We start from the raw sequence: 20,736 nt of genomic DNA on the forward strand, positions 1-20,736 counted from the left end.
ATGTCCTGGCAGTCCGGAGATCCCGAAGCCCGGCCGACGGTGTACCTCCCGCAGAGCGACGGGACGACGCCTTTGGCCTACGAGACGTACGCCGATCCCGCCGAGGCGCACGGCTGGCGGAAGGCCTACACGGACGGCGACGACACCAGCGTCCTGCCCGTCGTGCCCGGCGATCCGGCGGAGCGGCAGGAGCGGCGGTCGCGCCGCAGGCCGAACCGCCGCGGCAAGCTGGCCCGGCGGCTGGCCGTGGCCGGAGGCGCGGCGGGCGTCGTCGCGCTCGGCATCGCCGTCTCCGGGGTGTTCGACTCCGGGGCGGCCGGGGGAGCGGGTGGTACGCCCCAGGGCACGTCCCAGCCGGTGCGCCTCCCCACCGGACCCGCCCAGGAGGACGACGACTCCACCGCGGCCGCCTCCGCGCAGCCCCTTCAGGCCCCGCCGACCACCACGTCGGCGGCCACCGCCTCTCAGGGCGCGACCGCGAGCGTGACCGCGAGCGCGGGCGCCTCCACGCCCGGGAACGCCTCCACGGGCCCCGCACCCACGGCGTCCGGCGCCCCCACGGCCTCCACCAGCCCTTCGGTCACCCCGACCCCGTCTGCGACGAGCACCCCCGGCAGGCACGGACACGGCCACGGGCACGGAGGCTGGGGGTCCGACTAGAGGGCGTCGTCCGGGCCGGTCCCGGCAGGTCGCCACGCCACGAGCGGCGCCCTCCTCGTCCGCTGCGCCCGGGAGACGTACGCGTTGTCCGGCTCGGCACCGCCGCCGGTGACGTCCGGAAACGGCTCCCGGTACCGCGGGCGACGGCCGGAAAACAGCCCCCGGCACCGCGGGCGGCGGCCGGAAACGGCTCCCGCAATCGCCGTCGGCGGCCTGAAGACGGCCCCCGGCACCGCGGGTGGCGGCCTGAAGACGGCCCCCGGCACCGCGGGTGGCGGCCTGAAGACGGCCCCCGGCACCGCGGGTGGCGGCCTGAAGACAGCCCGCGGTACCGCGGGCGGCGGCCGGACACCGCTCCCGGCACCGCCACCGACGGCCGGAGATCGGCTCCCGATATCTCGGGCAACGGCCGGAAACGGCTCCTTGTTCACTTTTCTCTCTCCCCTCACAATGCGCATGACAACAGACGGCCGGAAGACCTCCGGCCAACGGAAGGCGGCCGGATGACCTTCGGCCGCCCCAAGTCGCAAGAGGGGACCCCCACATGAGAAAGCCTCTCGTCGCCGCACTGTTCGCCCTGGTGCTGTCCGGGGCGGGCGCGGCACCCGCGGTCGCGGCACCCGCTCCCCACGCCGTACCCGCCTCCCACTCGGCTCCCGCGCGCGTGTCGGCCCCCGCCGTCACGGCCGGCGCCGAGGCGGCGCCCACCCTCCAGGCGGTCAGCCTGGCCGGGACCGTCGCGCTCAGCAACTGCTCCGGCTCCGTCATCCGCTTCCCCAACTCGGCGGACAGCGCCCCGGCGCTCGTGCTCTCCAACGGCCACTGCCTGGAGACCGGTTTCCCTGACCCCGGTGAGGTGATCGTCGGCCAGTCGTCCAGCCGCACCTTCAGCCTGCTCAACTCGGCGGGCACCAAGGTCGCGACCCTGCGTGCGAACAAGGTCGCGTACTCGACCATGACCGACACGGACATCACGATCTATCAGCTCACCAGCACGTACGCGACCATCAAGAACTCGTACGGCATCAGCGCGCTGACCGTGCAGGACACGCACCCGGTCGCCGGCACCGCCATCACCGTGGCCTCCGGCTACTGGAAGCGGCTCTACAACTGCAGCATCGACGGGTTCGCGTACCGCCTCAAGGAGGGTGACTGGACCTGGAAGGACTCCGTCCGCTACACCTCCGCCTGCAACACCATCGGCGGCACCTCGGGCTCTCCGGTCGTCGACCAGTCCACCGGCAAGGTCGTCGCGGTCAACAACACCGGCAACGAGGACGGTGAGACCTGCACGGTGAACAACCCGTGCGAGGTCGACGCGAGCGGCAACGTCACCGTCCGGGAAGGCATCAACTACGCCGAGGAGACCTACCAGATCCCGGCCTGCTTCACGACCGGCAACCTGCTGAACCTGAGCGCGAGCGGCTGCGTCCTGCCCAAGCCGTAGGGCCGAGGGAGGGCGGGCGGTCACGCCGTCCGGCGGACCGCCCGTCCCGCCAGCACGTCGGTCCGGCGTCCGTCCTCGATGACGAAACGGCCATCGATCAGGACGTGCGGGATGCCGGTTGGCAGCGTGCGCGGCGCCGCGAAGGTCGAGCCCGCCGCGACCGTCGCCGGGTCGAAGAGGACCAGGTCGGCGCGGTACCCCTCGCGGACGAGGCCGCGGTCGGGCAGCCGCAGCCGGGCGGCGGGCCTGCCGGTGAGACGGGCGACGCACTCCTCCAGCGTCAGGACGCCCAACTCCCGTACGTACCGGCCGAGATAGTGCGGGAAGGTGCCGTAGGCGCGCGGGTGCGGTTTGGCGCCGTGCAGGATGCCGTCCGAGCCGCCGGTGTGCACACGGTGCCGCATGATCGCCCGGACGTTCTCCTCGTGGCCGACGTGCTGGAGGATCGTGGGGCCGAGCCGGTCCTCGACCAGCAGCCGCCGGGCGGTGGTCCAGGGTTCCTCGCCGCGCAGGTCGGCGGACTCCTGGAGGGTCCGGCCGACGTACGACCCGAGGGCGGGGTCGTTCACACCGGAGATCTCGATCGTCTCCCACGCGATGGGGACGCCGTGGCAGCCGTCCGAGCCCACGACCTCCAGATGGTGGCGGACCCGTTCGGCGGTGTCGTCGTCCCGGAGCCGGGCGAGCACCGCCTCCGGGCCGCCCACGCCCGCCCAGCTCGGCAGCATCGCCGCCAGGGTGGTGCACCCCGGGGTGTACGGATAGGTGTCGAGGGTGATGTCGGCGCCCTGTGCCAGCGCCTTGTCCAGCAGGGCGAGGAGCTCCGGCGCCCTCCCCTCGTTCACGCCGAAGTTCATGGTGGCGTGGGCGAGATGGAGCGGGCAGCCCGCCTCGCGGGTGAGGGTCACCATCTCCTCGTACGCCTCCAGGGCGCCCGCCCCGTACGAGCGGTGGTGCGGACAGTAGTAGCCGCCGTACTCGGCCACCACCCGGCACAGGGCGGTGAGTTCGGCGTCCCCGGCGTACATCCCGGGGGTGTACGTCAGGCCCGAGGACATGCCGACCGCGCCCTCCCGCAGCCCGTCCGCGACCAACCGCCGCATCCGGTCCAGCTCCCGGGGGGTCGCCTCGCGGTCCTCCCAGCCGACGGCGAGCATGCGGACGGTGCCCTGGGGGACGAGGTAGGCGGCGTTGACCGCGATGCCCGCGCCGTCGAAGCCGTGGTCGAGACGGTCCAGGTACTCGCCCACCGAGCGCCAGCTGAAGTCGATGTCGTCGCCGTGGCCGTTCCAGCCGGTGATCGTCCGGCGGACCTCGGCGAGCGTACGGTCGTCGACCGGGGCGTAGGACAGACCGTCCTGGCCGATGACTTCGAGGGTCACGCCCTGGGCGGCCTTCGCGCTGTGGTCCGGGTCCCGCAGCAGCGCGAGATCGCTGTGCGCGTGCATGTCGATGAAGCCGGGGGCCAGGACAAGACCCTCGGCGTCCAGTTCCCGTGTGCCGCGCGGCCGTTGGCAGCCGGCCGCCGCGGCCTCCTGGACGATCGCGACGATCCGGCCGCCCTTGACGGCCACGTCCGCGCGATACGTCGGCGCGCCGCTGCCGTCGGCGACGTCCACGTCCTGGATGACCAGGTCGGCGTGGTCCATGGGGCGTCTCCCGTCTCGGAACGATGTACGGATCTCCGGCTGAACCCGGGGACGGCCGGAAGAGGGGCGGCTGGAAGAGGGATGGCTAGAAGAACGTACGGATGTAGTCGACGACCGTGCCGTCCGACTCGACCAGCGGGATCAGCTGCCACTTGTCGAAGGACGTGCACGGGTGGGACAGGCCCATGCCGATCCAGTCGCCGACCTCCAGGTCCGCCTCGGGGGCCGTGCGCAGCCAGGCGTGCTGGTCGGAGAGCCCGCTCACCTCGATGCCGGCCGCCGGGCGCTCGGTGCCGCCCCGGCGCACGACCTGGGCGAAGGGCAGATCGAGGTCGTGGGCCGCGTCGCGCTTGCCGGCGTTGGTGAAGGCCTGCTCGGGGGAGGGCCGCGAGACGACCTGCGACCAGAGGCGGAACGCCGGGTGCAGGGCGCCCTCCCGCGGGACACGGGTGAAGGGGGTGAGCCTGCGGTAGTGGCCGTCGTCGTGCGAGACGTACGCGCCCGAGCGCAGCAGCTTCAGGACGGGCAGCGAGAGTCCGGGGATCTCCGCGAACACGTCGGCGACCGCGTCGAACCAGGCGCTGCCGCCCGCGCTGACGACGATCGTGTCGACATCCTTGAACCGCCCGGCGGCGTCGAAGGCCGCCGCGAGCGCGGTCAGCCGCCGCAGCCAGGCGTGCACCCGCTCGGGGTTCGCGTCCGGTACCTCGCCCTCGTACCCCGCGACGCCGGCCAGCCGGAGCGTCCCGGCCGCCGCCACCGCGTCGGCGACCGCCTCGCACTCCTCCTCCGTCCGCGCCCCGGTACGGGCGCCCGCGCCCGCGGCGAGTTCGACGACGACGTCCACCGGGCGGGCGCTCCCGCGCAGCGCGGCGTCCATCAGCTCCACCCCGCGCACCGAGTCGACGTAACAGACGAACCGGAAGTCCGGGTCCTCGGCCAGCTCGGCGGCGATCCAGCGGAGGGCGGCCGGGTCGACGAGTTCGTTCGCGAGGAAGATCCGGTCGATGCCGAACTCCCGGGCCACCCGCACCTGGTGGGGGACGGCGAGGGTGATGCCCCAGGCGCCGTGCTCGATCTGCCGCCAGAAGAGCTGGGGCGCCATGGAGGTCTTGCCGTGCGGGGCGAAGGCGAGGCCGTGCCGGGTCGCGTACGTCTCCATGAGTTCGAGATTGTGGGTCAGGCGCTCGGCGGAGAGGGCGAGGACGGGGGTGGTGAAACCGTCCGTGAAGAGGTTGCGGCGCTGGGCGGCCAGCTCGCCGACGCTCAGCCCGCCGGCGTCCGGCGGCAGGCCCTTGAAACGGTGGTCGACGCGCTCCGCCGCGAGAGCGGCCAGTGGTGCGGCGGCGGTGTCGGCGCTCATGGGGCCTCCTCGGCCTGATCGGTCCGTTGCATCATGTGCAACGCTCATTGCGTATGTCGTTTCCTGCTGTCTAACATCCCAGCCGACGCACGGTCAACGGTGCCGTCCAACGCCGTCGACCGCCAGAGCGAGGAGCCCCGACCGCCGTGAGCAGCAATGGACCCGCGGATGCCGCGCCCCCCGACACCGGCACCGGCACCGGCACGGACACCGGCACCGGCACCGAGACGGACGCCGGCGCCACCACCGGTGCGGATGTCGGCTCGGGCGGCGTCGACGTGGTGGCGCTCGGCGAGTCCATGGTCACCTTCCTGCCCACCAGCCCCGGACGGCTCGCCGACGTGCCGTCGTTCGAGCGGGGCATCGGCGGCGCCGAGTCGAACGTGGCCTGCGTGCTCGCCCGCGCCGGTCACTCCGTCCGCTGGGTCGGCAGGGTCGGCGCCGACGGGTTCGGCGACCACCTGGTGGAGGCGATCACCGCGTACGGCGTCGACACCTCCGCCGTGCGCCGGGATCCCGCCCGGCCGACCGGCGTCTACTTCCGCACCGCGGGCGACCGGGCGACCGGCGCCCACGAAGTCGCCTACTACCGGGCCGGATCCGCCGCCTCGGCCATGACGGCGCGGAACACGGACCTGGCCGCCGCCCGCTCGGGCCGCGTGCTCCACCTGTCCGGCATCACCGCCGCGCTCTCCGACGGCTGTCTGGCCCTGATGCGCGAGCTGACCGCCCCCCGCCCGGGCCGCCCCCTCGTCTCCTTCGACGTCAACCACCGCCCGGGCCTGTGGCGCGACCACCCCGAGGGACCGCGCGTCCTGCTCGACCTCGCGCGCCGCGCCGACCTCGTCTTCGTCGGCGACGACGAGGCCCGCGAAGCCTGGGGACTGCGCGGAGCGCACGCGATCCGCGAGGCGCTGCCCGAACCCGACGTCCTGGTCGTCAAGGACGGCAAGGCCGGTGCCGTCGTCTTCGACAGGACCACCGCCGGGAGCACCGGCGGGACGGAGCCGGCCGGGAACGCCGTCCGTGCCGAAGGGGGAACCGCCGGGGGCGGCGGCGAGTGCGGCGGGGACGCGGCCGGTGCCGCCGTCTTCGTCCCCGCCCTGCGGGTCGACGTCGTCGCGGCCGTCGGCGCCGGTGACGCCTTCGCCGCCGGGTTCCTCTCCGCCACCCTGCGCGGCCTTCCCGCCCGCGGCCGCCTGCGGCACGGCCATCTGACGGCCGCGGCCGCCCTCACCGTCCCGGGCGACCTCGCCGAACCGCCCGCCCGGGGGCTCGCCGACCGGCTGGCCGCTCTCGACGACGGTGCCTGGGAGACACTTCGTCTCGGCCCCGGCTGGACCGCAGCCGACGCACGGGCCGCGGAGGAGGTACGTACGCCATGAGCCAGACCGTCGACCGAGCGCTGAGCATCCTGCCGCTGCTCGCCGAGGGCCCCGCCGACCTCGGACAGGTCGCCGACCGCCTCAGCGTCCACAAGTCCACGGCCCTGAGGCTGCTGCGCACCCTGCACGAACACGGCCTGGTCTACCGCCAGTCCGACCAGCGCTACCGGCTCGGCGCCCGGCTGTTCGCCCTCGCCCAGGAGGCCGTCGAGAACCTCGACGTCCGCGAGATCGCCCACCCCCACCTCGTCCGCCTCAACGAGAGCTGCGGACACACCGTCCACCTCGCCGTGTACGAGGAGGGCGAGGTGCTCTACATCGACAAGGTGGAGAGCCGCTACCCGGTGCGCATGTACTCGCGGATAGGGAAACCCGTCGCCATCACCGTCGCCGCGGTCGCCAAGCTCCTCCTCGCGGACCTGCCCGAGACCGAGCGCCGCGCCGTCGCCGACCGGCTCGACTACCCCCTGTACACGGCCCGTTCGACGCCCAACGCGCCCGCCTTCCTGAAGGAACTGGCGGCGGTGCGCGAACAGGGCTGGGCCACCGACCTCGGCGGCCACGAGGAATCCATCAACTGTGTCGCCGCCCCCGTCCGCGGCGCCGACGGACGCGTCGCCGCCGCCATGTCGGTCTCCGCGCCCAACGTCGTCGTCACCGCCGAGGAACTCCTCGCCCTGCTCCCGCTGGTGCGCCGTACGGCTGACGCCATCAGCCACGACTACTCCGGCAAAGCCCCCACGAAGGACGATCCCAAGGAATGAGCACCGCATGACCGACAAGACCGCCCTCACCCCCGCGACCCACACCACCCCGCCCGCCAAGTTCTCGCACGGCGTGCGGAAGGGGAACATCCTCCAGGTCGCCGGGCAGGTCGGCTTCCTGCCCGCCGAGGAGGGCAAGCCCCCGACCCCCGCGGGTCCGACGCTGCGCGAGCAGACCCTCCAGACGCTCGCCAACGTCAAGGCCATCCTCGAAGAGGGCGGCTCCGGCTGGGACGACGCGATGATGATCCGCGTCTACCTCACGGACACCGGCCACTTCGCCGAGATGAACGAGATCTACAACCAGTACTTCGAGGAGCAGGGCCTCACCGCGCCCCCCGCCGCCCGCACGACGGTCTACGTCGGCCTGCCGGCCGGACTCCTCGTCGAGATCGACGTGCTCGCCGTTCTCGGCTGACGTCCCCTCCGGGCCCACGCCCGCGCGACTCCCCCGCAACCCGCGCAATCTGCGTAACCCGCGCAACTTCCGCACCACGTACGACGTCACGGTGCGGCACCCGGCCACCCCGGCGTGCCGCACCGCGATCCGCCCTGCCCGAAAGCCCCCACGGACTGACGAAAAAGAGGCTCCCCGACATGTCGTCGTACCCGCTCGCAGCGACAGCCCCAGCCCCGGAGACACCACCGCACACCGGTGGTCTCCTGCTCCTTCTCGACGGAACGGCCGGACTGCTCACGGTCGCCGCCCTCGGTATCGCGCTCCTCCTCTTCCTGATCATCAAGGTCAGGCTCCAGCCGTTCGTCGCCCTGCTCGCCGTCTCCATAGCCGTCGGCCTCGCGGCCGGACTCTCGGTCACCGAGCTGTTCGGCACGGTCCAGCGGTCGACCGCCGTGTCCGTCATCGAGACGGGCATGGGCGGCATCCTCGGCCATGTCGCGATCATCATCGGACTCGGCACGATGCTCGGGGCGATCCTCGAAGTCAGCGGTGGCGCGGAGGTGCTGGCCTCCCGGCTGCTCGGCCTCTTCGGAGAGAAGCGGGCTCCGCTCGCCATGGGCCTGACCGGCCTGATCTTCGGCATCCCGGTCTTCTTCGACGTCGGCATCTTCGTCCTCGCGCCGATCGTCTACGCCGCCGCCAAGCGGTCCGGCAAGTCGATCCTGCTCTACTGCCTGCCGCTGCTCGCCGGCCTGTCGATGACCCACGCCTTCCTGCCGCCGCACCCCGGCCCGGTCGCCGCCGCCGGGCTGCTGCACGTCCAGCTCGGCTGGGTCATCCTCATGGGCATCGTCTGCGGCATCCCCGCGGTGCTGGCCGCCTGGGTCTACTCCGCCTGGATCGGCAAGCGCATCTTCGTCCCCGTACCGCAGGACATGGTCGAGGCGGCGGCCGAGGCCAAGCGGGCCGTCGTAGCCGAACAGCGGGGCACGGGTGCCCCCTTGCCGGGTGAGGCCGACAGCTCGGGGGACGTCGCTGAGCCGCAGGAGAAGCCGGTGCCGCTCGGCACGGTCCTCGGCATCATCGGTACGCCCCTGGTGCTGATCCTCGCGGCGACCTTCTCCTCGATCGCGCTCGACCCCTCCACCCTCCGCTCGGTGATCGAGTTCTTCGGCAGCCCCTTCGTCGCCCTCACGATCGCGCTGCTCCTCGCCTACTACCTGCTCGGCATCCGGCGCGGCTGGTCCCGCAAGTCCCTGGAGACGGTGTCGACCTCGTCCCTCAAGCCGGTCGGCAACATCCTGCTCGTGGTCGGCGCGGGCGGAATCTTCGGCGCCGTGCTGAAGGCCAGCGGGGTCGCCCAGGCCCTGTCGGACACCTTCAACGACGTCGGCCTCCCGGTGATCTTCCTGGCCTATCTGATCTCCCTGGTCCTGCGGGTCGCGCAGGGCTCCGCCACGGTCGCGATCGTCACCACGGCCGGCATCGTCGCGCCCCTGCTCACCGAGGGGCACCACTCCCAGGCCTTCGTCGCCCTGGTCATCATGGCGATCTCGGCGGGTTCGATCTTCGCCTCGCACGTCAACGACGGCGGTTTCTGGATGGTGGCCAAGTACTTCGGCATCACCGAGCGCGACACCCTCAGGACCTGGACCGTCCTGGAATCGGTGCTGTCCGTCGCGGGGTTCGCCGTGGCAGCCGTGGTCAGCCTCTTCGTCTAGGACCTGTCCGGCCGGGGCCGGCGCCGCCGTACGGCGCCCGCCGGCCTGTCCGTACGTCCGAGATGACTCTCTTCGTGTAACAGAGGCATCGCCAATTCGGGGCTGGCTGTGCCCCGCACAGGATCTTCGACCATACTTCCCGCTGTGGAGCAGCGCATAGGTTCGAAGAGCCAGCCCCTGGACGCAGCCGCGGTGAACCCGGCCTACATCCCCGGGCTTACGTCACCCGTGCCGGCGGAGCCGAAGGACGCGGTCGCGAAGACCGAGGAGGCCGTCGCCGAGGAGACGGTCTCCGACGAGACGGTCTCCGAGGACGCGGCGTCCGACGAGGCGGCGTCCGACGAGGCGCCCGCCGCCGAGACCCCGAAGGAGTCCGAGTCCGAGGAGGAGGCCGCCTCCGAGGCCGACCCGGAATCCGAGGCCGACCTGGAATCCGAGGCCGTCCCCGACGGTCCCGTCTTCGAGGCCTCCGACCGGCGCGCCTCGATCAGGGCCGACCACAGCGGTGTCCGGCTGCGCCTGGACGACCAGGAGGCGGAGTTCCGCTGGGACGAGATCGGCGCCGTCGAGACGGAGTCGCCGCGCTTCGGCAAGCGGTTCACCATCACGGTGCACACGCCGGAGCGCCGCTGGTATCCGATCGAGATAGAGGCGAACGCCCGGGCACGCTTCAAGGAGTGGGAGGAGCAGCTCGACGCCGTCCTGGACGCCTACTTCGAGGACGGCGAGCCCGAGACCGAGACCGAGCCCGAGACGGCCGCTGAGGTCGAGGTGACGGCTGAGGCCGAGGCTGAGGTCGAGGCCGAGACGGCGGCCGAGGCTGAGGTCGAGGACGACAAGGGCGAGGGCAAGAGCGAGAAGCCGTAAGAGGTACGAGGTAACGAGGTACGAGGTACGGGGATCCGCGCGCCGGTCAGGAAGGGCGCGCGGATCCCCGTTCACCGGCCGCCTCGGCCGGAGTCAGGCCCTAGGAGCAGTACTGGGCCGCCTTGCCGATGGACCGGTACATGCAGTCGGCGTTCTCCAGGAGTTGGAGCACCGCGTCCCGGTTGCGGGACGTCTCCCGCTCGATGACCTCGTCGGGCGGGTAGAAGCCGCCGCCGGAACTGGACGTCGGATACATCTCGAAGGTGTAGTCGAAGATCTTCTGGGTGCCCCAGAGATAGTCGTCGATCGAGCCGTCCGTGATGTACAGATCACTGGCCTGCTCGGCCGTGTACCCGTTGCTGGCGGCCATCTTCTGGCCGATGGCCTTGAACGCGGCGGCGTCGTCCGCCGTCATTCCGGTGGCCGTGTCGGCGGTGGTGTACCCGAACGGCCACAGCACCAGCTCGCTGTAGGTGTGGAAGTCGATTCCGGCGGTGATCTGCTGCTTGCCGCCGACGACCCGGCCCCGTACGAAGTCGGCGACCACCTTCACCTCGGGCGCGGACTCGGCCGAGGCGCCGCGGTAGGTCTCGGAGGACTTGGAGGACGAAGAGCCGCCGCAGCAGCCCCACTTGTAGTTCCAGTTGCGGTTCAGGTCCGTACCGACGTAGGAGGAACCGGAGTTGGGCTGGCGGTTCTTGCGCCAGGAGCGGTAGGAGCCGCTCGCGATGTCGTACTCGCCGCCGTCCGGGTTGAGGTCGGGGACGATCCAGATCTCGCGGTTGTTCACCATGCTGGTGACGCGGGAGTCGCTGCCGTAGCCGGCCCCGAGTTCACGCAGCAGATACAGCGCCATCTCCACCGTGAGGTGCTCGCGGGCGTGCTGGTGGAAGGTGAGCAGGACCTCGGGCTCGCTCTCGTCGGTCGCCACGTTGTCGCTGACCTTGATGGCGACGATGTCCCGGCCCTGGTAGGACTTTCCGATCACCCGCTTGCTCATGATGCTCGGGTAGGCCGCGAGCCGCTGGTCGATCTCCGTGTTCATCTCGGCGTAGTTGTGGTACTTCGAGTCCGCGGTCGGGAAGTCGAAGAGACGTACGTCGTCGGCGGCGGTGGAGCGGTCGGGCGCCGAGCCCAGCGGCGTGACGTCGTAGCCCTGCCGGCGCAGCGTGGCGATCTGGTCCGCGCGGCCGGAGACGACGACGGTCTCCTCGTCGGCCTCGTCCACGGTGACGCCCGACCGCTGGATCTGCGTCCGGGACGCGGAGGTCGAGCTCTGGTGGATCTCGTACTGCCTGACGTCGTCGGACGAGGGTGCGAGGACCCTGGCCCCGCTCGCCGTGGCGTCGGTGGCGGCGGCGGTCAGGGGAGCCGCGAGAGCGAGGGCCGCGAGGACGGCGAGGGCGGCGCCGCGTCGGCGGCCTCTGCCCTTGCCGTCGGCGCTGCCACTGCCACGTGGGCGAATTCGCATGAAGTCTCCTTGTTTCTCCGTAAATTCCGGGATCTCCGGAATTGTGGGGGAGCGGAGCCAGGGAGCGGCTCAAGGTGACGTGCCTGGTGCGGGTGTGGCGCTCATGGTGAGGGGTGTGGCATGAGCAGGTCAAGAGATGACAAAGGGTCGTCGGCGGGAATCGGCCGCGCGGAACGGCACCGGCCCCGTTCGCCGCGACTGCGGCGAACGGGGCCGGAAGGGGCACCGCCGGGGGAAGGGTGACGTGGCGGTCCGGAACTACAGTGCGTGCACGTGCGGGCCGACCGCGTTCGACCAGGCGTTGCCCGCCGAGGCGTCCCAGTTGGTCGACCAGGTCATCGCGCCGCGCAGGCCCGGGTAGGCCTTGGAGGGCTTGAACGAACCGCAGTTGGTGAGCTTGGTCAGGCAGTCGAGGGCGTTGTTCACGATGGCCGGGGAGACGTAGCCGCTGCCCGCGCCGCTGGTGGAGGCGGGGAGGCCGAGGCCGACCTGGGACGCGTCGAGACCGCCCTGGAGCTGGATGCAGGCGAGCGCCGTCAGGAAGTCGACCGAGCCCTGCGAGTAGACCTTGCCGTCACAGCCGAGCATCGAACCGCTGTTGTAGTACTGCATGTTGACGACGGTGAGGATGTCCTTGATGTTCAGCGCGGTCTGGAAGTAGGAGTTCGACGTGGACTGCATGTCGATGGTCTGCGGGGCCATCGTGATGACCAGGGACGAGCCGGCCTTCGTGGACAGCGAGCGCAGCGCCTGGGACATGTAGGTCGCGTTGAGGCCGTTCTCCAGGTCGATGTCCACGCCGTCGAAGCCGTACGTCTGCATCAGGGAGTAGACGGAGTTGGCGAAGTTCGTGGCCGAGGCGGAGTCGCTCACCGAGATGGTGCCGTTCTGGCCGCCGATGGAGATGATGACCTTCTTGCCGGCGGCCTGCTTGGCCTTGATGTCGGCCTTGAACTGGTCGACGGTGTAGCCGCCGAGCCCGGCCGAGTCGAGCGTGAAGCTCACGGCGCCCGGCGTGCTCGTGGCGTCGGCGAACGCGACGGCGATGATGTCGTACTGCGACTGCACGGCGGAGAGCTTCTGCACGGTCGCGCCGTTGTTGAAGTTCTGCCAGTAGCCCGTCACAGCGTGCGCAGGCACCGTACCGCCGCCCCCGCCACCGCCGGACGCGGCCGTCGTCCCGGTGACGGCCGACGACTTGGCCGACTCACCGGCCGCGTTGGTCGCGCTGACCTGGAAGGAGTACGAGGTGGAGGCCGTGAGCCCCGAGACGGTCGCGGAGGTTCCGGTCACCGACTGGACCTTGGAGCCGCCCTGGTAGACGTTGTAGCCGGTCGCGCCCGACACGGTGTTCCAGGCCAGGGAGACGGACGAGGAGGTCGTGCCGGACACGGCGAGGCCCGCGGGGGTCGCCGGGACCGTCGGGGCCGGGTCGCCGCCACCGCCGCCGTCGGGTCCGAACACCGAGAAGTCGTCGGCGAAGTAGGCGGGCTGCCCGTACCAGCCGTGCGACCAGACCGTCACCGAGGTCGTCGAGGCGCCGGTGGTGAAGGTGTTCGTGAGCTGCGTCCAGGTGGTGTTGGGCGTCCAGGTCGACACGTCCGTCGTCCCCGTGCCGCTCACCCCGAGGTAGGTGTACGACCCCTGGACCCAGGCGCTCAGCGTGTACGTCGAGTTGGGCTTCACGGCGACGGACTGGGAGCACTGGGCGTAGTCCTGCCCCGCGGGCGTGGCCTTCAGGGCGGCCGAGCCGCCGTGCACCGGTGAGGAGGCGGTCGTGCCGCTGCCCGCCGAACAGGTCCAGTTGCTCAGGCCGGACTCGAAGCCGCCGTTCTTGACGTTGTTGATGTCGGCGGCCTGGGCCTGGCCGGCCAGGCCGGTGAGGGAGAGGACGGACGCCGTGACGACGGCGGCGAGGGCTCCCGCCCATCTCCGTCCGGGCATACGGGTGACGCGGTCCACTGGGTCCTCCAGGGGAGAGGTGGGGGAGGGGAGGGGGAACGGAACGGTGGCCACCGCCGGTGGATACAAGTTGGTCCAGACCAATCTGGTTGTCAAGTCCCACGGCGCCCCCAACGCCCTTATGGGAGGCCCCAGTTGTTTTGAGACGGCTTACTCTCCGTTGATCACGCCCGCACCTTCGGTGAGATGATCTCGGAGATTCGGTGTTGAGCGGGCCATGCCGTGGATATGGTGCTGATGCAAGAGGGCGTCAGCGTGGCGATCCGTGGCCGTCGAAGGAACGGACCGCGACGCTCTTTGGCGACAAAGGGGCGATCTGAGGCGGTGGTTGACCACCCCGCCGCAGCGAACGGGGTGTGTGCAGCGTGCCGACCGCGATAGCCGTCACCAGTCCCGATCTGGTGCTCCCGCCGCACGACCGGCAGACCCCGCCGGCGGCCGTCCAGCCGCTCGGCACCCTGGAGGACTCCCTCACCGGGATGCACACGCTCATCGAGCAGCACGGGTATGTCATCTCCCTCTACCCGGCCGGCACCGAGACCGCCGTCACCCGGCGGCTGCACACCGTCCGCTCCGTCCTGGAGAGCGACCGCATCGCGCTGCTCGGCATCGACCTGCCACCGCTCGGAATCGCCCTGCTGGCCCAGCAGTTACGTCAGCTGTCGGTCTGTGACTTCAGCCCCGGCGTGCTCGCCTCCGCCGCCCGGCTGCTCGCGCACTACATCTACGCCGGCGCCCTGCTCGGCTCCGTCGCCAAGCTCGACCGGGTCCCGGTCTCCCTGAAGTCGCACGCCAAGTCATGGGTTCCGGGAGCCCAGTTCGCCGTCCTCGCCAATCCGCGCGCCGAGTTGATCAGAGTCGGCCAGGAGGAGCTGCCGGGCCCGGAGTTCGGGACCCGGATGCTCTCGGCCGCCGGCCAGCCGCCCTCCGACTGGGTCACCTCCACCCTCGCGCCCGCCTGGCAGGTCCAGGGCGCCGCCACCGTCCCGCTGCCAGGGGAGTCGGTCCGCTGGTGGGGGACGAACCGGCTCGTCGAATTCGCCGCCGGACTGTACGACGTCTCGGTCCTCTACCAGCTCGTCTCCTCCGTCCGGCGGGACGAGTGCCGCTGGTGCGGGCTCGAACTCATCGGTGACCGCTGCGGGTTCTGCGCGGCCCCGCTGTCGCCGCCTTCCGCGCAGGAGCTTCCGGCCACCACCGTCCGGGCAGCCTCTCCGGTACGCGCCCTGCCCCGAGGCGCCACGTAGGCCCCTCGTGCACATCGCGCGCACCGGGCGCGACCGCACAGCGCACCAAGCGCCACCGCACAGCACCTGCGGACCCGACCGCACAGCACGTCAGACACCACCGCACAGCACGCCAGGCACCACCGCACAGCACCTGCGGACCCGACCGCACAGCACGTCAGACACCACCGCACAGCACGCCAGGCACCATCGCACAGCACCTGCAGAGCCGACCGAACAGCGCACCAGGCACCACCGCGCAGCACGTCAGCCACGACCGCACAGCGCACCCGCACCATGCACCAGGCACCGCCAGGCACCACCGTCCGACCCGCCGTCCCTGTAGATCGAGGTTGTCCTGAACATGCTGCATTGTCCCGGAGGTCAGCCCCCGGATCCCCGGCAGGAACGACAGCCCGGTCCCCTTTCCGGTACCGCCCCACGAGGTGAGATTCAGTGAACTCGCGCCAGCGCCGCGGCGTCATCCTGCTGGTCCTCTCGGTCCTGTGCGCCCTCGGCGCCTTCGCCGGAGTCCTCTCGGTGATCCGCGACGTGAACTCCAAGGTCGGCCCGGAGGTGACGGCGTACCGCCTGAAGAGCGACATCGCGCCCTACAAGGAGCTGTCGGCCGACCAGTTCGAGAAGATCGCGATGCCTGAGCGGTGGCTGTCGTCCACCGCCGTCACCGACCTCTCCCGGATCCGCGGCAAGATCGCCGTCACCCAGCTGGAGAAGGGCTCCCTGCTGCAGGCCGACATGATCGTGGACAAGCCGCAACTGGCCGCCGGGCAGCAGGAGATCGCCATCATGATCGACGCCTCGACCGGTGTCGCGGGCAAGATCGACCCCGGCTCCCGGGTCAACATCTACGCCACCTTCAAGGCCGAGAACGACAAGGCCAGGGACCAGTCCAAGGTGATCGTCGAGAACGCCCGCGTCATCGACGTCGGCAAGCTCACCGCTCTCGAACCCGACCAGTCCAGCTCCGACCGGCGCAACAGCGCCGCCCAGGCCGTCCCGATCACCTTCGCCCTCGGCACCGCCGACGCCCAACGCGTGGCGTACGCCGAGTCGTTCGCCCAGCACGTGCGGCTCGCCCTGGTCGCCGGCGGTTCCGACCCGATCGTGGCGCCCGGCGACCGTACGTACACCCTCGACGAGGACAAGTAGGAGGCCGCGCATGAGGTCCATGCCCACGGGGCGGCGCCCAGGGCGGCGCACGAGGCCGACCCCCGCGACGCGGACACGGCCGGCGCCGGCCCCCTGGTCCGGGACGCGGCGGCGGGTCCGCGGGGTGCCGTCGCCCGCCGCGGCACCGGGCACCGGGGCCGGCGCACGGCACGCGAGCGAGGAGCTTCGCCGATGACCATCCGTATCCTTCCCGCCGTCGGCGACATCGACTCGGCCCGCGCGCTCACCACCCTGCTGAGCCAGCTCGCCGACACCGAACCCGCCCCGCCCGTACCCGACTCGACAGCCCTCCTCGACACCCTCGCGCACCTCGCCGCCGAGTCCCTCGACGAGCTCCCCGAAGTCGTCCTCGTCCACGAACGCATCGGCCCGGTAGCGGCGTTGGACCTGATCCGCGACCTCGTGATGCGCTTCCCGGCCGTCGGTGTCGTCCTCATCACCGCCGACACCAGCACCGGCGTCCTCACCGCCGCCATGGACTCCGGCGCCCGCGGCATCATCGGCCTGCCCCTGGGCTATGACGCCCTCGCCGAACGCGTCCAGGCCGCCGCCGCCTGGTCCGCCGGAATGCGCCGCCACCTGCACAGCGGCGCGCCCGAGCTGTACGCGGGCCCCGGCGGCACCGTCGTCACCGTGACCGGCGCGAAGGGCGGCGTCGGCGCGACCGTCACCGCGGTCCAGCTCGCCCTCGCGGCGAAGGCCTCCGGTCACAACGTCGCGCTGCTCGACCTGGACCTCCAGTCCGGGGACGTGGCCTCGTACCTCGACGTGCAGTTCCGCCGGTCGGTGGCCGACCTGGCGGCCATCACCGACATCAACCCGCGCGTCCTCCAGGACGCCGTCTACACCCACGACAGCGGTATCGCCCTCCTGCTCGCGCCCGCCGAGGGCGAACGGGGCGAGGAGGTCACCGACCGGGTGGCCCGCCAGATCCTCGGCGCGCTCCGCTCGCGCCACGACATCGTGGTCGTCGACTGCGGCTCCCAGATGAACTCGGCCACCGCCGCGGCCGTCGAGATGGCCGACCGGGCCCTGCTCCTCGTCACCCCCGACGTCATCGCCGTACGCGCCGCCAAACGCATGGTCCGTATGTGGGACCGCCTCCAGATCCGCAAGGCGGAGGAGACCACGACCGTCGTGAACCGCTTCGCCCGCGGTACGGAGATCCAGCCGTCCCTCGTCGAACGCGTCACCGGAACCAAGGTCGCCCGCTCCGCGGTTCCCGCCGCTTTCAAGGAACTCCAGTCGGTCGTCGACGCGGGCCGGCTCCAGGACCTGGACGCCCGCTCGACCGTCAAGCAGGCGCTGTGGGCACTCGCCGCCGAGCTCGGTCTCGTCGTCCCCCAGGAAGGCGGGGCCGGCGGCAGGCGCCGCAAGGCGTCCGCGTCGGACCGGGGCGCGCTCTCGCTCCGCGGCCGGGGCGGCGACCGGGGAGCGGTCACCCTCGAATTCGCCGGGATGTTCCCGCTGCTCCTGGTCGTCATGACGATCCTGTGGCAGTGCGTGCTGTACGGGTACTCGTACTCGCTGGCCGGGAACGCGGCGGACGAGGCGGCCCGGGCGGCCACCGCGGCCTACGCGGTCCACGGCGACGTCCCGGGCGCGTGCGCCGCCGCCGGGAGCAAGCATCTGCCGGGTTCCTGGAAGGACGCGGACATCGCCTGCGGCGTCGAGGGCCCCGTCATGCGGGCCACCGTCGACGTCGACGTCCCGCTGTTCTTCCCCGGCTTCGATTCGCGCTTCCACGTACGGGGCCAGGCGGGCGCCGCGCTGGAGGGTGACGACGGATGAGGACACTCCTCCGGCGCGGCTCACGCGTCCCGCACGGGCTCAGCCGTGTGCACCGGCCCGACGCCACGGGCGGGATCCGCGCCGCCCTCCACCCCTCGGGCAGGCTCCGGGCCGCGCGCCGGCTCCGGGGCGACCGGGGTGTCTCCATCCTGGAGTTCGCCGGGTTCCTGCCCGTCCTGCTGCTCGTCGGGATGGCGGCCATCCAGCTCGGGCTCATCGGGTACGGCGCCAACCAGGCCGGCTCCGGGGCGCGGGCCGCCGCGCGGGCCGCCTCCCAGCAGGGCGGCCCCCCGGCGGGTGAGGCCGCGGGCCGGGCGGCTGTGAGCGGCTGGCTGGACCCGAAGGTCGATCCCGTCTCCGGCCCCGACCTCACCACGGCCACGGTCAGGGTCAGGGTCCCCGGCGTCATCCCCCTCTTCGGCCCCTACGAGATCACCCGCCGCGCCACCATGCCCACCGACGACTGACCGGGAGGAGCCGACGTCATGAGCCTGCGTTCCCGTATCGCCGCCCCCGACGAGGGGGGTCCCGCCCGTGAGGACGGACACCTCGTCGCCGTCTACCGGGCCAAACTCCTCGAAGAGATCGACCTCGCCGAGATGTCCAGCCTGGCGGCGGCCGAACGCCGGGCCCGGCTCGAACGCGTCCTCGGCCACATCATCAGCCGCGAGGGCCCGGTCCTCTCCACCGCCGAACGCTCCCAGCTGATCCGCCGGGTCGTCGACGAGGCACTGGGACTCGGCGTCCTCGAACCGCTCCTCGCCGACGCGTCCATCACCGAGATCATGGTCAACGGCCCGGACTCGATCTTCGTCGAGCGGGCAGGCCGCGTCGAACAGCTGCCGTTGCGCTTCGCCTCCAACGAGCAGCTCATGCAGACCATCGAACGCATCGTCTCGACGGTCAACCGCCGCGTCGACGAGTCCAACCCGATGGTCGACGCCCGCCTGCCCACCGGCGAGCGCGTCAACGTCATCATCCCGCCGCTCGCCCTGACCGGCCCCACCCTCACCATCCGCCGCTTCCCCCGCGCGTACACGCTCCCCGAGCTCATCGGTCTCGGCTCCCTCGACGAACAGACGCTCATGCTGCTCGCCGCCTTCGTCCGGGCCCGCTTCAACGTCATCGTCAGCGGCGGCACCGGCAGCGGCAAGACCACCCTGCTCAACGCGCTCTCCGGCCTGATCCCCTCCCACGAGCGCATCATCACCATCGAGGACTCCGCCGAACTCCAGCTCCAGCAGGAGCACGTCATCCGCCTCGAATCACGCCCCCCGAACGTGGAGGGCAAGGGCCAGATCACCATCCGCGACCTGGTCCGGAACTCGCTGCGCATGCGCCCCGACCGCATCATCGTCGGCGAGGTCCGCGGCGGCGAGACCCTCGACATGCTCCAGGCCATGTCGACCGGCCACGACGGCTCCCTCGCCACCGTCCACGCGAACTCCGCCGAGGACGCCCTCATGCGCCTCCAGACCCTCGGTTCGATGTCCGAGGTCCAGATCCCCTTCGAGGCGCTCAAGGACCAGATCAACTCCGCCGTCGACGTCGTCGTCCAGCTCTCCCGGCACGCCGACGGCTCCCGCAAGGTCACGGAGGTCGCGCTGCTCGTCTCGCACGGCCGCGAGCAGTTCCGCGTCACCCCGGTCACCCGCTTCGTGCCCCTCCCGGTCGGTCCCGACCGCGTCGTGCGGGGCCACTTCGAGCACCTTCCGCTCCCGCGCCCGGTCGCGGAGAAGCTGTACGTCGCCAACGAGCCGCCGCCGCCCGCCTTCGGCGTCGCCGAGGCCATCGACGTACTCAACAACACGAGGCAGGCCATCGGTTGACGCCCCCCACCTCAGAGTCCCCGTCCCCTACTCCCGAGCCCCTCACCTCCGAAGGGAGGCAGCAGTGAACGACCCCGCACTCCTCGCCCTCGGCGGGACGCTCCTCGGCGGCACGCTCGCCGTCGCGGGCGTGCACACGTACGCCTCCGGCCGCGCCCAGCGCCGCGACCTCCTCGACCGGCTCTCCGGCGGCGGCACTCCGCACACGGCGGGCGACAGGGCACGCCACTTCGCGGGCGTCGACCGACGGCTGCGCCGCACCCGCCTCGGCCGCACCATCCACCTGCGCCTGACGGCCACCGGACTCGATCTCACGGCGGGGGAGTTCTTCACCTACGTCACCGCCGTGGTCGTCGCCCTGTGGCTGATCGCCGCCGCGACCCTGGCCCCCTTCTTCGGCCCGATCGCCGCCCTGCTCGGCGTGTGGAGCGCGGGCATCTTCCTCAACTGGCAGCGCCAGAAACGCATCGAGGCGTTCATCAACCAACTCCCCGACGTCGCACGCCTGCTGGCGAACGCGACGGCGGCCGGCCTCGCCCTGCGCACGGCGCTCGCCATGGCCGCGGAGGAACTGGAGGCCCCGGCGGGCGAGGAACTCGCCCACGTGGCCGACCAGTTGATGCTGGGCCGTACGATCGACGACGCCCTCGGGGAACTCTCGCAGCGACTGCCCTCCCGTGAGCTGATCGTCCTCGTCACCACCCTCGTCCTGGCCAACAAGGCGGGCGGCTCCGTGGTCAGTTCCCTGCGCAACCTCACCCAGACCCTGGAGGACCGCAAGGAGACCCGCCGCGAGGTCCGCACGATGCTCTCCGAGGTCAACGCGACCGCCTTCACGGTCCCCTTCCTCGGCATCGGCTCCCTGGTGCTGATCAACTCCTCGAACGAGGGAGCCCTCGCCCGCGTCACCGGCTCCCCGCTCGGCCAGGGGCTCGTCCTGCTCGCCCTCGGCCTCTACACCGTGGGCTTCTTCGTCATCCGCCGGCTCGGCAAGATCGAAGTGTGAGGGA

At 71.6% G+C, this 20,736-nt stretch carries 17 protein-coding genes; 13 read left to right on the forward strand and 4 right to left on the reverse strand.

Translation table 11 applies throughout. From position 1 onward, the window contains the following. Nucleotides 1–660 (forward strand): hypothetical protein, encoded by a 660-nt coding sequence (locus OG485_RS27290; RefSeq protein ID WP_328671155.1) that lies wholly within the window; start codon nt 1–3, stop codon nt 658–660. A gap of 544 nt (nt 661–1,204) precedes the next feature. Next, entirely contained in the window at nt 1,205–2,107 is a 903-nt protein-coding gene (locus OG485_RS27295) for a S1 family peptidase (protein ID WP_328671156.1), read from the forward strand. A 20-nt stretch (nt 2,108–2,127) separates the two neighbouring features. Here OG485_RS27295 and OG485_RS27300 read toward each other — a convergent pair whose 3' ends face one another. Together OG485_RS27300 and OG485_RS27305 are read right to left on the reverse strand one after the other, a co-directional pair. Continuing rightward, nucleotides 2,128–3,756, reverse strand: coding sequence for an N-acyl-D-amino-acid deacylase family protein (locus tag OG485_RS27300; RefSeq protein WP_328671157.1), 1,629 nt, complete (start codon nt 3,754–3,756; stop codon nt 2,128–2,130). Nucleotides 3,757–3,841: 85 nt separating this feature from the next. Further along, complete coding sequence (locus OG485_RS27305) at nt 3,842–5,119, reverse strand: amino acid deaminase (RefSeq protein ID WP_328671158.1); 1,278 nt, start codon at nt 5,117–5,119, stop codon at nt 3,842–3,844. A 299-nt stretch (nt 5,120–5,418) separates the two neighbouring features. Between OG485_RS27305 and OG485_RS27310 the strand changes: the two genes are divergently transcribed. The 5 genes from OG485_RS27310 (at nt 5,419) to OG485_RS27330 (ending at nt 10,256) form a co-directional block, all read left to right on the forward strand. Continuing rightward, nucleotides 5,419–6,504, forward strand: a complete 1,086-nt coding sequence (locus OG485_RS27310; protein ID WP_443048945.1) for a sugar kinase — start codon at nt 5,419–5,421, stop codon at nt 6,502–6,504. Continuing rightward, on the forward strand, nt 6,501–7,268 hold the full coding sequence (locus tag OG485_RS27315) for an IclR family transcriptional regulator (protein WP_328671159.1): 768 nt from the start codon (nt 6,501–6,503) through the stop codon (nt 7,266–7,268). Before OG485_RS27310 ends, OG485_RS27315 begins: the two co-directional genes overlap by 4 nt. Nucleotides 7,269–7,275: 7 nt before the next feature. Next, the gene (locus tag OG485_RS27320) at nt 7,276–7,686 is read left to right on the forward strand and encodes a RidA family protein (RefSeq protein WP_328671160.1); all 411 of its coding nucleotides are present in this window, start codon (nt 7,276–7,278) and stop codon (nt 7,684–7,686) included. 179 nt (nt 7,687–7,865) lie between these two features. After that, the gene (locus OG485_RS27325) at nt 7,866–9,389 is read left to right on the forward strand and encodes a GntP family permease (RefSeq protein ID WP_328671161.1); all 1,524 of its coding nucleotides are present in this window, start codon (nt 7,866–7,868) and stop codon (nt 9,387–9,389) included. 144 nt (nt 9,390–9,533) lie between these two features. Further along, a complete protein-coding gene (locus OG485_RS27330) occupies nt 9,534–10,256 on the forward strand; it encodes a hypothetical protein (RefSeq protein ID WP_328671162.1) in 723 nt (240 codons plus the stop codon). 100 nt (nt 10,257–10,356) lie between these two features. On the opposite strand, the gene OG485_RS27335 is transcribed toward OG485_RS27330, so the two are convergent. Next, nucleotides 10,357–11,727 carry a M14 family metallopeptidase gene (locus OG485_RS27335; RefSeq protein WP_328671163.1) on the reverse strand — a complete coding sequence of 457 codons (1,371 nt, stop codon included), beginning with the start codon at nt 11,725–11,727 and terminating at the stop codon, nt 10,357–10,359. Between the two features lie 258 nt (nt 11,728–11,985). Beyond that, on the reverse strand, nt 11,986–13,671 hold the full coding sequence (locus tag OG485_RS27340; RefSeq protein ID WP_328674684.1) for a chitinase: 1,686 nt from the start codon (nt 13,669–13,671) through the stop codon (nt 11,986–11,988). A 383-nt stretch (nt 13,672–14,054) separates the two neighbouring features. Here OG485_RS27340 and OG485_RS27345 point away from each other — a divergent pair, with 383 nt between their 5' ends. From OG485_RS27345 to OG485_RS27370, 6 genes are all read left to right on the forward strand, one after another. Beyond that, nucleotides 14,055–14,936, forward strand: a complete 882-nt coding sequence (locus tag OG485_RS27345) for a hypothetical protein (protein ID WP_328671164.1) — start codon at nt 14,055–14,057, stop codon at nt 14,934–14,936. A 435-nt stretch (nt 14,937–15,371) separates the two neighbouring features. Then, nucleotides 15,372–16,085: a Flp pilus assembly protein CpaB gene (gene cpaB / locus OG485_RS27350; RefSeq protein ID WP_328671165.1), complete on the forward strand. Its 714-nt coding sequence runs from the start codon at nt 15,372–15,374 to the stop codon at nt 16,083–16,085. Between the two features lie 192 nt (nt 16,086–16,277). After that, a complete protein-coding gene (locus OG485_RS27355; protein WP_328671166.1) occupies nt 16,278–17,897 on the forward strand; it encodes an AAA family ATPase in 1,620 nt (539 codons plus the stop codon). Then, nucleotides 17,894–18,364 carry a TadE family protein gene (locus OG485_RS27360; RefSeq protein WP_328671167.1) on the forward strand — a complete coding sequence of 157 codons (471 nt, stop codon included), beginning with the start codon at nt 17,894–17,896 and terminating at the stop codon, nt 18,362–18,364. Before OG485_RS27355 ends, OG485_RS27360 begins: the two co-directional genes overlap by 4 nt. Nucleotides 18,365–18,382: 18 nt before the next feature. After that, entirely contained in the window at nt 18,383–19,726 is a 1,344-nt protein-coding gene (locus OG485_RS27365; protein WP_328671168.1) for a CpaF family protein, read from the forward strand. 64 nt (nt 19,727–19,790) lie between these two features. Then, complete coding sequence (locus tag OG485_RS27370) at nt 19,791–20,732, forward strand: type II secretion system F family protein (protein WP_328671169.1); 942 nt, start codon at nt 19,791–19,793, stop codon at nt 20,730–20,732. Nucleotides 20,733–20,736: the final 4 nt, after the last annotated feature.

The organism is Streptomyces sp. NBC_00328 (genome assembly GCF_036139655.1).
GTDB lineage: Bacteria > Actinomycetota > Actinomycetes > Streptomycetales > Streptomycetaceae > Streptomyces.

What these genes read in the sequence shown, in the direction of transcription:
- OG485_RS27290 (WP_328671155.1), top strand. Translation starts at nt 1, where the DNA reads ATGTCCTGGCAGTCCGGAGATCCCGAAGCCCGGCCGACGGTGTACCTC.
- OG485_RS27295 (WP_328671156.1), top strand. Translation starts at nt 1,205, where the DNA reads ATGAGAAAGCCTCTCGTCGCCGCACTGTTCGCCCTGGTGCTGTCCGGG.
- OG485_RS27300 (WP_328671157.1), bottom strand. Translation starts at nt 3,756, where the DNA reads ATGGACCACGCCGACCTGGTCATCCAGGACGTGGACGTCGCCGACGGC.
- OG485_RS27305 (WP_328671158.1), bottom strand. Translation starts at nt 5,119, where the DNA reads ATGAGCGCCGACACCGCCGCCGCACCACTGGCCGCTCTCGCGGCGGAG.
- OG485_RS27310 (WP_443048945.1), top strand. Translation starts at nt 5,419, where the DNA reads ATGGTCACCTTCCTGCCCACCAGCCCCGGACGGCTCGCCGACGTGCCG.
- OG485_RS27315 (WP_328671159.1), top strand. Translation starts at nt 6,501, where the DNA reads ATGAGCCAGACCGTCGACCGAGCGCTGAGCATCCTGCCGCTGCTCGCC.
- OG485_RS27320 (WP_328671160.1), top strand. Translation starts at nt 7,276, where the DNA reads ATGACCGACAAGACCGCCCTCACCCCCGCGACCCACACCACCCCGCCC.
- OG485_RS27325 (WP_328671161.1), top strand. Translation starts at nt 7,866, where the DNA reads ATGTCGTCGTACCCGCTCGCAGCGACAGCCCCAGCCCCGGAGACACCA.
- OG485_RS27335 (WP_328671163.1), bottom strand. Translation starts at nt 11,727, where the DNA reads ATGCGAATTCGCCCACGTGGCAGTGGCAGCGCCGACGGCAAGGGCAGA.
- OG485_RS27340 (WP_328674684.1), bottom strand. Translation starts at nt 13,671, where the DNA reads ATGCCCGGACGGAGATGGGCGGGAGCCCTCGCCGCCGTCGTCACGGCG.
- OG485_RS27355 (WP_328671166.1), top strand. Translation starts at nt 16,278, where the DNA reads ATGACCATCCGTATCCTTCCCGCCGTCGGCGACATCGACTCGGCCCGC.
- OG485_RS27360 (WP_328671167.1), top strand. Translation starts at nt 17,894, where the DNA reads ATGAGGACACTCCTCCGGCGCGGCTCACGCGTCCCGCACGGGCTCAGC.
- OG485_RS27365 (WP_328671168.1), top strand. Translation starts at nt 18,383, where the DNA reads ATGAGCCTGCGTTCCCGTATCGCCGCCCCCGACGAGGGGGGTCCCGCC.